9 protein-coding genes are annotated in these 16,144 nt (G+C 50.8%); 7 read left to right on the top strand and 2 right to left on the bottom strand.

Annotated elements, in window-relative coordinates; all coding sequences use genetic code 11:
* The first annotated feature begins 3 nt into the window (after positions 1-3).
* Positions 4-9,285: a cadherin-like beta sandwich domain-containing protein gene (locus tag AC3G2T_RS09245; RefSeq protein ID WP_488435244.1), complete on the top strand. Its 9,282-nt coding sequence runs from the start codon at positions 4-6 to the stop codon at positions 9,283-9,285.
* Here AC3G2T_RS09245 and AC3G2T_RS09240 read toward each other — a convergent pair.
* Positions 9,272-9,508, bottom strand: coding sequence for a hypothetical protein (locus AC3G2T_RS09240; protein WP_474680040.1), 237 nt, complete (start codon positions 9,506-9,508; stop codon positions 9,272-9,274). The two genes, AC3G2T_RS09245 and AC3G2T_RS09240, sit on opposite strands and share 14 nt — an antisense overlap.
* Positions 9,509-9,551: 43 nt before the next feature.
* Between AC3G2T_RS09240 and AC3G2T_RS09235 the strand changes: the two genes are divergently transcribed.
* Positions 9,552-10,538 carry an ABC transporter substrate-binding protein gene (locus tag AC3G2T_RS09235; RefSeq protein ID WP_488435243.1) on the top strand — a complete coding sequence of 329 codons (987 nt, stop codon included), beginning with the start codon at positions 9,552-9,554 and terminating at the stop codon, positions 10,536-10,538.
* Between the two features lie 139 nt (positions 10,539-10,677).
* On the opposite strand, the gene AC3G2T_RS09230 is transcribed toward AC3G2T_RS09235, so the two are convergent.
* The gene (locus AC3G2T_RS09230; RefSeq protein ID WP_474680042.1) at positions 10,678-10,908 is read right to left on the bottom strand and encodes an alpha/beta-type small acid-soluble spore protein; all 231 of its coding nucleotides are present in this window, start codon (positions 10,906-10,908) and stop codon (positions 10,678-10,680) included.
* 164 nt (positions 10,909-11,072) lie between these two features.
* Between AC3G2T_RS09230 and AC3G2T_RS09225 the strand changes: the two genes are divergently transcribed.
* From AC3G2T_RS09225 to AC3G2T_RS09205, 5 genes are all read left to right on the top strand, one after another.
* On the top strand, positions 11,073-11,585 hold the full coding sequence (locus AC3G2T_RS09225; protein WP_474680043.1) for a hypothetical protein: 513 nt from the start codon (positions 11,073-11,075) through the stop codon (positions 11,583-11,585).
* Positions 11,572-12,216 (top strand): ribonuclease H, encoded by a 645-nt coding sequence (rnhA, locus tag AC3G2T_RS09220; protein ID WP_474680044.1) that lies wholly within the window; start codon positions 11,572-11,574, stop codon positions 12,214-12,216. Before AC3G2T_RS09225 ends, rnhA begins: the two co-directional genes overlap by 14 nt.
* A gap of 157 nt (positions 12,217-12,373) precedes the next feature.
* Entirely contained in the window at positions 12,374-13,495 is a 1,122-nt protein-coding gene (locus tag AC3G2T_RS09215) for a sugar ABC transporter substrate-binding protein (RefSeq protein ID WP_474680045.1), read from the top strand.
* A gap of 73 nt (positions 13,496-13,568) precedes the next feature.
* Positions 13,569-15,083, top strand: a complete 1,515-nt coding sequence (locus tag AC3G2T_RS09210) for a sugar ABC transporter ATP-binding protein (RefSeq protein WP_488435242.1) — start codon at positions 13,569-13,571, stop codon at positions 15,081-15,083.
* A gap of 1 nt (position 15,084) precedes the next feature.
* The gene (locus AC3G2T_RS09205) at positions 15,085-16,071 is read left to right on the top strand and encodes an ABC transporter permease (protein WP_488435241.1); all 987 of its coding nucleotides are present in this window, start codon (positions 15,085-15,087) and stop codon (positions 16,069-16,071) included.
* Positions 16,072-16,144: the final 73 nt, after the last annotated feature.

The raw sequence follows: 16,144 nt of genomic DNA, 5'->3' as shown, positions 1-16,144 counted from the left end.
AAAATGTGTAAAAAGGTAAAGCAGATTATGGCCTGTGTGCTGACTTTTCTGTTGGTGTCGACACAACTGCCAGCACTGTCCGAAGGAACAGCTTATGCTGCCGGCGGCCCCATCATCAGCACGGTGGCGGGCATTGGATCTGCCGGTTATTCGGGAGACGGAGGACAGGCGACATCGGCCCAATTGAATTCCCCTGATGCAGTAGCTTTTGACAGCAGCGGCAACATGTATATAGCAGATACGAGTAACAACAAGATTCGGAAAACGGATTCGTCAGGGACCATCAGCACGGTGGCGACCGGATTGAACGGCCCGAAAGGCTTAGCGATTGGCAGCAGCGGCGATCTGTATATCGCGGATACGGGCAACAACAGAATTCTGAAAATGGATTCGTCGGGGAACGTGAGCACGGTAGCAGATAGCGGGATAAAAACCCCGTATGCAATAGCATTTGACAGCAGCGGCGATCTGTATATCGCGGATACGGGTAACACCAGGATTCTGAAAATGGATTCGTCAGGGAACATCAGCACGGTGGCGGGCACCGGGACGTCGATCTCCATAGGCAGACCGTATGGGATAGCGGTAGACAGCAGCAATAATTTGTATATAGCCGATGCAGACATGTGTCAGATTCTAAAAGTCGTACCGTCAGGCACCGCAACGAAGGTAGCGGGTACTGGGGATGCGGACTATTATGGCGATGGAGGACCGGCGATAAATGCCGCATTGGATACCCCGTCCGGATTAGCTTTTGATAGCAGTGACAATCTATATATAGTGGATTATGCTAACAGCAGTATTCGGAAAGTCGACAAAGCGACAGGCGCCATTACTACGGTGGCGGGCAATGGGGTTGCCGGCTATGCTGGAGACGGCTCGGCTGCTGCAGGAGCTCGATTGCAACTCCCGCTTGGCGTTGCTTTTGACAGCAAGGGGAATCTGTATATCGCAGATACGGGAAACCACAGAATTCGGAAAGTCGGCCTATCCAACGATGTGAACCTGAGCGGCCTGACCTTGTCGAGCGGCAGCCTAAGTCCGGCCTTTGCGCCGGGCACGACAAGCTACACGGCCAGCGTGGCGAGCAGCGTCAGCAGCATCACGGTAACACCGACAGTGAGCGACAGCACTGCCACAGTGAAGGTCAATGGTACGGCCGTGCCGAGCGGGTCGGCCTCGGGAGCGATCAGCCTGAGCGCGGGGAGCAGCACGATCGCTGTCGTGGTAACGTCGCAGGATGGGGCGGCGACGCGTACATATACGGTGACGGTGACGCGGGCAGTGAGCTTGAGTAGCCTGACGTTGTCCGTCGGCAGCTTAAGTCCGGCCTTTGCGCCGGATACGACAAGCTACACGGCCAGTGTGCCGAACAGTGCGAGCAGCATCACGGTAACACCGACAGCGAGCGACGGTAACGCCACGGTGACAGTCAATGGTACGGCCGTGCCGAGCGGTTCGGCCTCGGGAGCAATCAGCCTGAACGCGGGGAGCAACACGATTACTGTCGTGGCGACGTCCGAGGATGGTGCAACGACCCAAACGTATACGGTGACGGTGACACGTGCATCGAGCAGCAACGCGAGCTTGAGCAGCTTGGCGTTGTCCGTCGGCAGCTTAAGTCCGGCGTTTGCGCCCGGCGTGACAAGCTATACGGCAAGTGTGCCGAACAGCGCGAGCAGCATTACGGTAACACCGACAGCGAGCGACGGTAACGCCACGGTGACAGTCAACGGCACGTCCGTGACGAGCGGCTCTGCATCTGGTGCAATCAGCCTGAACGAAGGGAGCAACGCCCCGATTACGATCGCGGTGACGGCGCAGGACGGTACGACGACGCAAACGTACACGGTGGCGGTGACGCGGGCATCGGGCAGCAGTACGGATGCGAACTTGAGCAGCTTGACGTTGTCCGTTGGCAGCTTGAGTCCGGCGTTTGCGCCGGGCGCGACAAGCTACACGGCAAGTGTGGCGAACAGTGTGTACAGTATCACGGTCACACCCATAGTGAGCGACGGCAACGCCACGGTGACAGTCAACGGCACGCTTGCGCCGAGCGGTTCGGCATCTGGTGCAATCAGCCTGAACGTGGGGAGCAACCCGATTACGGTCGTGGTAACGGCGCAGGATGGTGCGACGACCCGAACGTATACGGTGACGGTGACGCGAGCGTCGGTCAGCGAAGCGAATGCGGACTTGAGCGGCTTGACGTTGTCCGTCGGCAGCCTGAGTCCGGCGTTTGCGTCGGGCACGACAAGCTACACGGCAAGCGTAGCGAACAGTGTGTACAACATCACGGTCACACCGACAGTGAGCGACAGCAACGCCGTCGTGACGGTCAATGGCGCTCCCGTGACGAACGGCTCGGCATCTGGTGCAATCAGCCTGAACGTGGGGAGCAACCCGATTACGGTTGTGGTAACGGCGCAGGATGGCACGACGAAAACGTACACTGTGACAGTAACGCGAGGATCGAGCAGCAACGCGAGCTTGAGCGGTTTGACGTTGTCCGTCGGCAGCCTGAGTCCGGCCTTTGCGCCCGGCACGACAAGCTACACGGCAAGTGTGGCAAGCAGCGTGAGCAGCATTCGAGTAACGCCGACCGTGAGTGACGGCGCCTCCACGGTGACGGTGGGCGGCAATACCGTATTGAGCGGCTCGGCATCGGGAGCCATCACCTTGAACGCTGGGAGCAACCTGATTGCAGTCGTGGTGACGGCGCAGGGCGGTACGACCCAAACGTATACGGTGACAGTAGAGAGAATGCCAGTTGTACCGGCGGGTCTGACAGCGACAGCTGGCAACGGACAAGTGACGTTAAGCTGGAGCGGTGTTTCGGGTACAAATACATACAGTATTTACCAGGGGGCGGTAGCGGGCAACTATGGTTCTACTCCGGTTGCGACTGTAAGCGGGGGAACCAACAGCTACACGGCAACGGGTCTAACGAACGGAACGAGGTATTATTTCGTCGTACAAGCAAGTAACGCCGGGGGCAACAGCGATTACTCCAACGAAGCGAATGCAACGCCACAGGCAACAATAGCTCCAACCGATCTATCGATCCGAACAGTTGCCCCTGTCACAGGAGCAGCTAACGCTGACGGAACCAATACATACAATCATGCGACAGCGGCCGTAACATGGGCCAAGAGTGGAGGGTCTTATGCACCGGCAAACGGCACATTTGCGCTTGGTACAGTATATATGACCAAGTATGTGCTTACAGCGGATGCAGGTTATGCCTTTGACCCGACAGCGCGCGTGTACGAGAAAGGCAAAGCGAAGGACCTGTCAAGTCAAATTACAAATTTAGGCATGGGCACGTTTACGGCGACAGTATCAACGAATGCTTCCTCCAACGATACGCTTACCATCATCGTCACGTGGTCGGAGACATATCAAAATTTGGTAATCGTAAATTTGGATAACGCTGCCTTCTCAACTTTCATTAAAGCAAATTATAACGGCACCGACATTCCCGCTCAGGGGGTAAATATTCCAGGCGAAAATGATTTCAGCATCGAATTGGTGAACACTTCTGCTGATGCTGCGGTCCCCCCCTTACAATTAAATCCTGCGTTGGTTAAAAGCATTCAGGCTATTGACGATCGGGGACGCAATGTGCTGTTAAGTGTAACGCCAAATAACAGCAACAGTGCTTGGGGCTTGAATCTTAACATCAAAGGGGATCATGGCCAAACAGACAGAACGGTAACGATAACGGTGTCAACCAGCACCGCTCATGGGATCGACACAAGCTCAGCAAGCAATTTCACAAGCACAATCGATTATGTGGACAGCTCAAGAAATGGATATCCGAACCAGTACAACAGCACGAAGTATTTTGCCGCCGGAGATCAATTAACCTTAAGTCTTTCCTCCAACGGAATTGTTCCTGGCGGCGTCCAATTCATCGGGACCCAAACATCCAAAGCGGTTGATTTGACGACGACATCCATGGACACGACGATAAATAAATTTCAGTATACATTTACAATGCCTAATGAGCCTGTAAAACTGGTTGTAAAATCAACTACCGATCCAAATTCGGCGCACAACATCCATGTAAAAACGACGATAGACAATGTTGTAGTTCCGATTCTGTCAGGGGGAACAAGGTTCGTAAACTCGGCTGGAGGTTTGCCGGCTACGGATTATGTAGGGGATAAGGTAACCGTTGATCTAAGTAAATTTGCGGACCAGAACGGTTCCAAATTTTATAAAATTACAGGTATCAGCGTAAAGTCGGCGTTTACAAATGAAAGCCTGCCAGTTACTAAAGAGGCTGCTTTAATGTACAACTTTACCATGCCGTATAACGATGTCATCGTTACCATTAATGTGGAAGCAATACCGGGATATGCAATAAGCACCCAGACGAAATTTAACCTCGGAGCCACAGTGGTAAGTAATGTGAAGAAGTATTTCCCCGGAGATACACTAAGCGTTACAATCACAAATAGAAATCCTCGCTTCCCTTTGAAGGACGTACTGTTTATTCGAAACTCGGATCATTTTACTCAAACGGTAACGCTTGGTAAAGACAGTGATAATTACAACTCAACAATTAACTTAAGCAAAGTAGTTATTCCTGCATCAACGATTTTAAACGCAGACGATGAAATAACCGTTGTAGCCGAGTTTAGGTATGATCCTGGAATCCCAGTCGATACGAACAGTAATTCCGGTGTTACATTTGCAGCATCTCCGTCTGTAGTATTGATGGGTCAACCATTTACATTTTCGGTTAACACACCGAGTGACGTATTTGATTCCTATACGGCACAAGTGATTGTTACCGACAAGGCGGACGTAAAAACTACTTTTAATTGTACCTTCGAGGGTCAAGACCCAAAGAATTCGGACATTAGCATATACAGCGTTAATTCGGATATTTATGCTTCAGGACGTCCTAAAAGCATTACTGTAGTGGTCAATGGGATTAAGGATCCAAAAAGCAAAGTCATGACTTCGATTAGTCCAAATTCACAATTGGCGAGCTTATTCAATTCCATCATCGTAAGCGGGAGGAATATAGATCAAACCGGCGAGGTGTACATTGGCACAGCGCCTAATCCGACACAGCGCGCTGCGGTATCCAATGCAACGTCAAGCTCTTTGGTTGTCAGTGTACCGCAAAACATGCTGCCGCGGGGCAACAACGACGTGACCTATTATATATCTATAAACGGCGCGCAGAGAGCCATAACCATTTATTCCAAAGAGACATTATCGCACAAAACTTTTGGAGAACTCGTTGTTGTATCGGATGGATCTAACAACAAATCCGTTATTCTCGCGGCTAATGATACAGAGTTGAATCAGATGCTGGGCAATAAAACGAAGATCCTTACCATTACAGGTCATGTTGCCTATGATTCTAATACCAACAAGTATACGATTACCGGGACGTCCATGATCAACTCGATGGTAACCAGCTATTTGACTGACAGCACCAGTTCAATGACTGTCACGGTTTCAAGAGTTGGCGATGTTACAGTCGATGCTCATAATGTCAAGATGCTTGCGGGCGGAACGACCTTTGTGACGAATGCGGATGTAGCGATCTCCCTTGAGAACGGCATAGAATACATCGACACCTATGCAAAAGACCCGGAAACCGGTGATTTGTTGGATTCTAGTCAACAAAATATTGAATTGAAAATTAAGTATACCGTTGGTGTGATAGCGCTTGGCTCCGGTTTAGGCGCTAGAATAGACGGCGCATTTTTGCTTAAGGATTCCATCATGTTTGAAGGCAAAGTGAATATGGGGGTGACGAAGCCGGGCGGAGGCCAAATTGGTTTTTTTGTGGAAGCCAAAAGGCTTGAATTCGGTAAGGACCTAAAAGGCAATATCGTGTTTAAAGGCGCAGAGGCCGAGGCCACTATCAGCCCTCCAGAAGGGTTCGCCAATATCATTCCGGGATTTAAACAAAGTGAAGCTGTCAACGCAAAAATTGATGCATCCGTGAATACTTACGAGAAAGAATACGGATTGGGATTTGATCTGGATGCAAAAATAGGATCCTTTTCCTCAAGTATGCTTTTAAAGCAGAACAGTGGCGGCACTTTCATTCCGGATACGGTCAAGATTATTATGGGATTGAAAGAACCCGGGATTCCGGTTACGCCTGCTACGCCAGTTGGTCATATTACAAAAATCGGCGGTGGTTTTTCAGGCTTGGCGGACACGATATCAGGAAATTATGACGCTATACCTCCTATTAGGCTTCTACTGAATGGCGAAATGGTTGTCGGCAATGTCGGAAAAAAGACACTGCTGAGCTTTGAAGATATGGAGCTTTCGGTTGGTCCTTCACAAATTCAGCTGTCAGGCAACCCTGTGCTTCTGGGCGTAGATGTGTTTCAAAAATTTCAAGCGGGTATTTATCTGAAACCGTCGTCCGTTTCCTTTGACGTAGCTGCAGATGCCGCATTTCTTAAAAACTTTCAAGTCATAAAGGGAAGTGGGCGTGCAAATGTTACGTTAAATTCGGATTCTTCCTACAATGTCAACGGTCATTTAGATGCTGCCATTCAGATTCCTGAAATTAACGTTGTAAGTTCCCCGTTAGGCGACCTTACGATCGGACCTAAAACGCTCGCCAATATAGATGTAGGAATGAGCAAAACGGATGCTTACGGTTCATTTCGTATTTTAGGTCACGGTTTGGGGGCTCACTACAACTACCAAAGCGGTAATGCAGGGGTTTCCATTTTATCCGCAAAGCGTAATGAAATTCGCAATACGATAAAAGTAGTTGATGAAGATGGTAAAAATGTAGGGAAGTATCAGGTTTTATCTAATGTCTCGCTTGTAGCAACAAGTGTGCCGAATGCTTCGGGAACGATAGCGAATGAAGTCGCGGCTTTATCGGTTTCTGCTCAACCAACGATAAGCGCCAACGATGCCGGTACGGTTCATACCATAACCATGCCTGACGGTATATCGCAGGATTATGCGATCCTGGTAAAAGCAGACCCGAATGATATCTCTGTGCAAGACCCGAATGGCAATCCTTACGGATTAACTTATCCGAGAACCTTGGCCGACGGATCCATGTTCTATAATGATCCGAACGCCAATGCTGAGGTTGTATCGGATCAAGCTGCTGATAAACCGGGTACCCTCATGATTAACTTGGGACGAGAGCCAGGGAACTGGAGCATTTCGTCCAGCCGGCCTTTTGCAAGTGCTGTTATTGCAGTGAATCCGATTCCTGAAATAGACAGTACGACCTATGCCGCGGGTTCCAATACGGTAAGCTTTGCCCTTACAGGTTTGGATATAGCCAAAGAAAGCTATCAAGTTGAAGTACGTTTGTCAAAAGATAGCGGCGAAGACAGATTAAACGCAAGCCCTGGCGTTTTAATCAACACGGTTCCTATTGACCCGGCTTCTGTTGTGAGCGGTGGAGCAAGCGGCAGCTATACATTCAAACCGGAGGATTTGGCTTATTTGCAGAGCGGCGAGTATTATCCAAGGCTGACTTTGATCGCCATACCTAAGAGCAGTACGGAGAGTGCCATTCCATATTCCAGCATGAACGCGAAGCAGCCGTTAACGGTAACGAATCCTCTTGCGCCGGGTTCGGTAAGTTCCGTATCCGTGAAGGCGGGCGGCGGCGGAGCCATTGAAGCGAAATGGAATGCGGTTCCGAATGCTGACGGTTATGTTGTTAGCTTGTATGATGATCAAGGTAAAGCCGTCATGTCGCCTCTAACCTATACGGATGAGATTGACGATCAAGGACACTTAACGGGCAATCGAATCTCTCATCCAGGCAAAGCTATCGAATATAATATTACATCAGATCAAGCGGTAAAAGGTGTGTTTACCCTTGATTTTGGAGGCATGCAAGCCGGCAGCAGTTACAAGCTTGCTGTAACTTCTTATGCAAGTGTTGAAAAAATCGGCACGTATTCACCTGTCATTTATGGGAATCCGACGGTTTCAAACATTACGTTTGTGCCTGTTCCTGATTATCCGATCATCCATGTTTCATCTGATATAGGAAAGATGACAACAAATGCTCAAAATAATCAGGTATTGGTTGTCAACGGGAACTTTAAGCTCGGTATTTCTTCCACTCATGTCAATCAAGCAGACGGGACAGCTCAAAGCATGAGCGGCAAGTTTACCGTATCTCAAAGCGATGGAACCTATGATGATGCAACGGGTATGCCAAACTTTAGGACCCTTTACAGCAGCAGCGATTTCGAGAATCATATTTCAGTACCTGTCTCGGTAAGCGATACAAACCCTTCAAGCGTCATTCACATTGTTGCCGAAAATCAAAACGGCGATAAGTCGAACTGCGAACTTGTGGTGAATGTTAATGATTTGCCGCCTGTACTGTTCATTAATACGGATGCAAAAGGGACGGTATATACCGACGAAACCGGCAATTATCTGATTCAGGGAAGTACCCTGCCGAATATTACAGTTATGGATAATTTCGCAAATCGGGTAACGTCCGACAAGAACGGCATTTTCACAATTAAGGGAACATTAAGCAGTGGAAGTCAGGCTTACAGTACGATAACTGCATTGGATTCCGCGGGGAATTTTACGCAAGATGATGTTGTCATATCAAGAACCGCAAGCAATAACAGTTCCGGTTCTTCTATGTCTGGACATTCAGGCGGCGGCGCATCCGGTACATCTCAGAATCCGACTCCAACTGATGACACGACGCAAAGTAGCGGATCTATGAATGTAGTCTTTCATGATGTACATACGGAAACTCCTTGGGCAGAAGCAGCCATTGAAAAAGCTTATAAGCTGGGTATTGTAAACGGAAGAACAGCTACTACTTTTGAACCAAACGGTCATACACGCAGGAATGAAGCTATAGCCATGTTAGTCCGAGCCAAGAAGCTGGATATCGGCGATAAATCCGCATTGGATAAAGCCTCATCGCATTTTGCGGATTGGGATAGCGTACCGGAATGGAGCAAGCCTTATCTTGCCGCGGCATATGTGCATGGGCTGATTGACGGTTCGTTAGTTAACGGAGCGTATCATGTAAATGCTGATTCCGATATAACAAGGGCTGAGCTAGCAGTTTTAATTCAAAATGCGTATAAGTTTAAAGTTGATGGTAAAAACTTTAAATCCTTCGATGATACGCTCCCGGCATGGGCATCGGAAAGTATTGCGGCTTTAGCATCAAATAAAGTGATTAATGGCTATCCCGACGGAACTTTTAAGCCGGATTCCAGCGCAACAAGAGCAGAAGTTGTGGTTATGTTAATGAACGTCTTTAATTGGCAATAAACATCAAAGGAGTTTTTTCAAGGGAGGCTGTCCCATAAGTCATGAAAATGACTGAGTGATAGCCTCTCATTTTTTGTAAACAAAAAGAAGCGGGTCTGTAAAAATATTTTTGCAGGCGGTGCCTCATTCCCCAATCAACTGCATCCCTTCCAATACGGCCCTGCCGTTGACAAACCTTGGGTTCTTCCAGTAATATATGATGGATAATGATAATCGTTATCACTGATTGGCATCCAAGGAAATTACATAATACGGAGGTACGTTTAATGGTAAGGAAAGAAATACGGATTCGTACAAAAGGGGCCGCCCTTCTTTTTGTTATATTGATGCTTTCCGTATGGCTGACGGCTTGCGGCGAGAAGCCGGCGGCGACACAGGCGCCGGCGGAATCGGCGAAGGCGGAAGGCTTGCGGACGATCAAGCACGCTATGGGCGAATCGTCTGTGCCCGCGCATCCGCAGCGGGTCGTCATTTTGACGAACGAAGGCACGGAAGCGCTGCTTGCGCTCGGCGTCAAACCCGTAGGAGCCGTCGAGTCTTTTTACGGCAATCCGTGGTTTGATCATATTAAAGCGGATATGCAGGGGATCACGACTGTCGGCGGAGAATCCCAGCCGAATCTGGAAGTCATTGCCTCGCTGAAGCCGGATCTCATTATCGGCAACAAAATGCGCCAAGAAAAAGTTTACGATCAATTAAAGCTGATCGCCCCAACGGTCTTTTCCGAAACGCTCCGCGGCGAGTGGAAAAATAATTTTCAGCTTTATGCGGATGCTTTGAACAAAAAGGCGGAAGGCGACAAGGTGATCGCCGATTTCGATAAACGAATTGAAGATTTCAAAAGCAAAGCCGGCGACAAGCTGAAAGAGAAAGTCGCAGTCGTCCGCTTCATGGCGGGCAAAACGAGGTTTTATTACGGCAACATGTTCACGGGCGTCATTTTCAAGCAAATCGGCATTCAGCGCAACGATCCGAAAAGCGACGAAAAGTCGTTTGAGGACATTACGAAAGAACGTCTGACGGAGCTGGACACAGCCGACAAAGTGTTCTATTTCACCTATGATACCGGTGACGGCAAAGGCACCAAGCAGGAGCAGGAATGGATGAACGATCCGCTTTGGCAAAATTTGAAGCCTGTCAAGGAAAACAAGCTGATCAAGGTCAACGATGCGACATGGAACACGGCCGGAGGCGTCAAGGCTGCGAATATTATGCTTGACGATCTGTATAAGATCTACGATGTGAAGCCGTAAGAACATACAAGGCAGCCCCTCGGTTCATGGTGAACGGAGGGCTTTTTTTGCATTTGCGCCGCCGAACTCGAAAAAGGGCGTCCCCTTAAGCAAATTCTGCTTAAAGGAAAGCCCTTGTGCGTAAGTATAGGGAGTTGCTTTATCTGCCGCCGAATTTGCCTGCAAGCTGCTGCTCGGCGATTTGCACGAGACGGCGGGTGATGTTACCCCCGATTGCTCCTGTATCGCGGGAAGCCATGTAGCCGTAGTAGCCGTCTTGAGGAATTTGGATGCCCAGTTCCTGGGCTACCTCAAACTTCAATTGTTCCAGAGCCTGATTGGCTTGAGGAACAACTAGCTGGTTGCTGCTGCGAGATTGTCCTGTACCCATTTGTTATCACCTCCAGTAATAGGTATTATATTCGCTTTTGAAAAATATACTCGCGCTGAAAATTGGTAATTTCGACCAATCGAATCGTCCCGGCATCGCGCGTCCGACTTTGCTATAATAGAGGTTCAGGCAACGCATTCCTAATTTATGTGCGGAGGTAAGTCATGTTTGAAATTGTAACGGAACGCTGGTCGTTCGATAAGGATTTGCAAATCATTCATGCCGACGTCAAGCTGACCGTGCAGGATGATATTTTGGTCGAAGAGCCTCTGTGCGTCGATGTAGGGCTTCCCGCCATGCTCCATAGCGCGCTGCACGACACGCAGCCGAACCGGTTTGCTCCGGCGGATCAATGGCAGCGGATGCCGTTCTTCGTATGCGGCTGCGGCGATCCGGAGTGCCGGGGATTTTCGTTCAAGGTGCATCACCAAGACCATGAGCATATGGAGTTTACATATGTGGAAGAACGGCAGGACGGCCCGTACCGCGAGCTGGAAAGCTGCGTTCTCGACACGGCGGCATACAGGAAAGAAGTGCTGCGGATCGGGGAATCGTTCCTGCGGTTTATCGAAGGGCTGGATTACAGACCCTATTTTGCCGATACGGTTAAAGTGGTGTCCGAATTGGTCGGCCAATTACAAGAGAAAGTGCGGAGTGTGGAAGATGGCGCAAAGTAAATTTTATGTAGTCTGGGTCGGCCACAAGCCGGGCATATACCGAACATGGGCGGATTGCCAGGCGCAGACGAAAGGGTACCCTCAGGCGAAATTCAAGTCCTACGAATCGGAAGCGGAAGCACAAAAGGCTTATGAGCGGGGCTGGCAAAAGTCGCTGGATTTTTCGGGGAAAACGGGCGCTGCGAGCGGCTCGGGCTCATCGTCCGCCGGCGGGACGCCTCCCGAAGTGGAGTATGACAGCATTTCCGTCGATGTCGGCTGCTCCGGCAATCCCGGGGTTGTGGAGTACAAGGGCGTGGACACGCGCACGGGGGAGATCATTTTTTATCAGGGGCCGATTGCCAAAGGGACGAACAATCTGGGGGAGTTTTTGGCGATCGTGCATGGGCTTGCCTATTTGAAAAAGCAGGGGAGCAACAAGACGATCTACACGGACTCCGTCACTGCGCTCAGCTGGATACGCAAGAAGGAAGTGTCTACGAATTTGGTCAGAGACGCCTCGACGGAAGAAATTTGGAGCCTGGTGGACCGGGCTTTGAAGTGGCTGAAAACGAATACGTACACGAACAAAATCGTGAAATGGGACACGCGAAAGTGGGGAGAGATTAAAGCGGATTTCGGCAGAAAGTAGATTTGCTGAAAATTGGAGAAACGAATCGAAAAAAGGATTGACGCGGCAAGCGCTTAGATGCTATTATACGAATTAAATTCCTAGTAGAGAACTTGGTATATTAATCCGAGGGAATAAATGGGAATTCGATGTGCGTATTTGATTGGGGAGGGTAAACATGAGAAAGACAAGACTTTTCAGCTTTATCGTTATGATCGTATTAATAGGAAGTTTGCTTGCCGCTTGCGCAAAACCGCAAAGCAATGGCGCAGCATCGTCGCCGGCAGCAGGAAGCACTGCGGATACGGCCCAAGCGACTGCGGCGGCTGGACAAGCCGTTAATCTGTCCGGTAAAAAAGTGGCGCTTATTATGCAGTTCAATACCGGAACATTTTCCGCACAATATGTAGAAGGCGTTAAAGAGCAGGTTGAAAAGCTCGGCGGCAAAGTGACGGTATTCGCTTCCGACAACGATCTCGCCAAAATGGCTTCGAATCTGGATGCGGCTGTTAACCAAAAGTTTGACGGCATTCTGATCGACCACGGCAGCGCCGATGCGCTGGAAGCCGGAGTGAGGAAAGCGCTGGAGAAAAAAATTCCTGTTATCGCGTTCGATGCGATTTTGTCCGTACCGGGCGTGACTTCGCTGGAGCAAAACGACCAAAAAATGGCCGAGGCTACGCTTGAGCAGCTTGCAAAAGATACGGGCGGCAAAGGAAACATCGTGAAGGTGTGGGTTGCAGGTTTTGCTCCTATGGAGCGCCGTGATGTTGCTTACAAAGCTTTCCAGGACAAGTATAAAGACATTAAAGAAATTGCTTCATTCGGAACCGCCAAAGACCCGGCGTTGGATACGCAAGCACAAATGGAAGCCATCCTGAAAAAGTATCCGAACAAAGGCGACATTACGGCCGTATGGGCGGCATGGGACGAGTTCGCCAAAGGCGCAGCACGCGCTATTCAACAGGCGGGACGCACGGAAATTAAAGTATACGGCATCGACTTGAGCGACGAAGACCTGCAGTTGCTGCAGGATCCGCAAAGCCCTTGGATCGCATCGGCGGCCGTCGATCCGAAAGATATCGGACGCGTTCAAGTGCGCTACCTGTACCAAAAGCTGCACGGCGACCAAACGCCGGACAAAGTCGTACTGGATCCGGTGTACGTATCCAGAGATCAACTGCCTAAAGACAAGCAGGTATCCACTGCACAGCTTGGCGAGTTTGTCAAAGGCTGGGGCGGCAGTCAGCAAGGTTACACGGATTGGTTGAAAGAAGCCGAAAAACAGGCGAAAAAATAAATAACGATGTTATGCTTAAGTCCCATCGGCTACTTGCGATGGGACTTTCAGATTGGTTACGGGGAGGGAGAGCATGTCAAAGAGTGGTGTAACTGCGCCTTTGCTGCGCATGCAGGGAATTTCCAAGACGTTCCCGGGCGTAAAGGCTTTACAGGACGTTCATTTCGAGCTGCACAGCGGGGAAATTCATGCTTTGCTCGGCGCCAATGGAGCGGGGAAAAGCACTTTGATGAAAATTTTGTCAGGCGCTTATTTCGCCGATGAGGGCAGCCTCATCGTTGACGGGAATCCTATTCAGATTCGAACGCCCAAAGACGCGATGTCGCAAGGGATTTACTGTGTCTACCAGGAGGTTGACACGGCTCTCGTGCCGGAGCTCAGCGTGACGGAGAACGTCATGATGGACAGATTGGTTTCAGGGGGAGCCTGGGTCGACTGGGGAAAGCTGAACCGGGAGGCGGAGGCGATTTTGGCGAAAATCGGCGCTGTGTTCCCGGTTCGCCGCAAGATCGAGGAGCTGAGCATTTCGCAGAAGCAGCTTGTGCTGATCGCCAGAGCGATCGCCCATAAAGCGAAGATCATCATCTTCGACGAGCCTACCGCGCCGCTGAGTCTGGAGGAATCGGAGCGCCTGTTCGCGATTATGCGCGGCTTGAAAGAGGAGGGAGTCGGTCTTATTTTTATCTCCCACCGCTTGAATGAGGTGTTCCATGTCTGCGACCGGATCACCGTCATGCGCGACGGCCGCCATGTGCTGACGCAGGCGGCCGCTGAAATGGACACCGCCGGAGTCATCGAGGCGATGCTGGGCAAAACCTTCACCGAGGAGTTTCCCAAAGCCGATGTGCCCATCGGCGAAACGCTCCTCGAGGTGAAGAACCTCAGCCGCGGCGCCAAAGTGCGCGGCGTCAGCTTTACGCTCCGCCGGGGGGAAATCCTCGGCGTCGTCGGCCTTGTCGGCGCAGGGAAAACCGAGCTGAGCCGCCTGCTCTTCGGCGCCGACCCTGCGGACGGCGGCGAGATCTGGCTTGGCGGGCGCAAGCTCAAGCTGCGCCAGCCGGAGGATGCCGTGCGTGCCGGCATCGTGCTCGTGCCCGAGGAGCGCCGCAAGCAGGGCGTCCTCGTGGAGGAGACGGTGAAGCGCAATCTGTCGCTTCCGATTCTGCGCAAGCTGAGCGCGCTCGGTTTTGTCAAGCGCCGCGAGGAGACTGCGCATGCGCAGTCGATGGTGGAGCAGCTTGGCGTGAACCCCCGCGATCCGAACCGGACCGTGAAGCACTTGAGCGGCGGCAACCAGCAAAAGGTGGCCGTCGGCAAGTGGCTGCCGACGCCTTCCGATGTGTACATGTTCGACGAGCCGACCAAAGGGGTCGACGTCGGAGCGAAAAGCGACATTTTCCGCCTGATCGGTTCGCTGGCTGAACAGGGGAAAGGCATTATTTACTTATCCTGCGAGTTAAATGAAATAGTTGGAATCGCCGATCGCATACTGGTTATGAGCTATGGGTCCGTGGTGAAGGAGCTTTCCCGGGCGGAGGCTTCGCAAGATTTGATACTAACTTATGCGAGCGCTGGGGAGGCAAAGTAAGATGAAGGAAAAAAGCTTGGAGTTTTCTTTTAAATACGGGGCGTTGCTGGTCATTGCACTTGTATTTGTCGTATTTTCGTTCATTAATGAAAACTTTATGACCTATGACAATATCGCGGATATTTTGCGCTCGATTTCCATCGTTACGTTCGTGGCGATCGGAGTCACTTTATCTCAAATCGTCGACGGCTTTGACTTATCCGTAGGCTCTACGGTTTCGCTTGCGACGGTCGTCTCGGCCGCACTGATGGTTTGGTACGAGCAGCCGCTCCTCGTCGTCATCGTCGTGCCCATCGTGATCGGGGCCGTCATTGGCCTGCTCAATGCATTTTTGATCGTTAAGGTGCGCATCCCGGATTTGCTGGCGACCCTTGCGGTCATGTACATCATCGGCGGCGTGCAAAAAACGTTCACTTCGGGATTCTCAATTTACAACAATATGAGATTTCAGGACGGCACCCAGGCAAAGGGGAAATTTCTGCCAGACTTCTTGTGGATCGGACAAGGCAAGCTGCTCGGCATTCCGGTTTCCGTCATTTTGATGATTATCGCTGTGTTTGCCGTGCACATATTTTTGACATACACCCGTTGGGGCAGACAGTTGTACATTACGGGAGGCAACCGCGAAGCGGCCAGGCTGTCGGGCATTTCCGTGAACAAAATCAGGCTGTTCGCCTACGTGCTCTCCGGCATTTTCGCCGCATGCGGCGGGCTTTTGTACGCTTCGCGGGTAGGTTCCGGGCAGATCGATGCCGGCGTTCCCGTGCTGATGGAGGCGGTCGCATCGGTATTTGTCGGCTATTCGGTGCTCGGGGCGGGGAAACCGAACGTTATCGGCACGTTTTTCGGCGCCGTCCTGATCGGCGTGCTGCTCAACGGGCTCACGATGTTGAATGTGCCTTACTTTGGCTTTGACATCGTCAAGGGCGGAGTGCTCGTGTTTGCACTGGCGATCACTTATGTGCATTTGAACCGCCGCAAGGCATAGCAACACGCCCCAAAAGAACCCACTTGCGGATCTTCGCAGACCGGTGTGGGTTCTTTGTGCTTGCTGCCTACTC

This window comes from Paenibacillus sp. sgz302191, from assembly GCF_057749925.1.
Note: the sequence above shows the minus strand (reverse complement) of the source record. Positions and strands in the feature narration are given on the sequence as shown.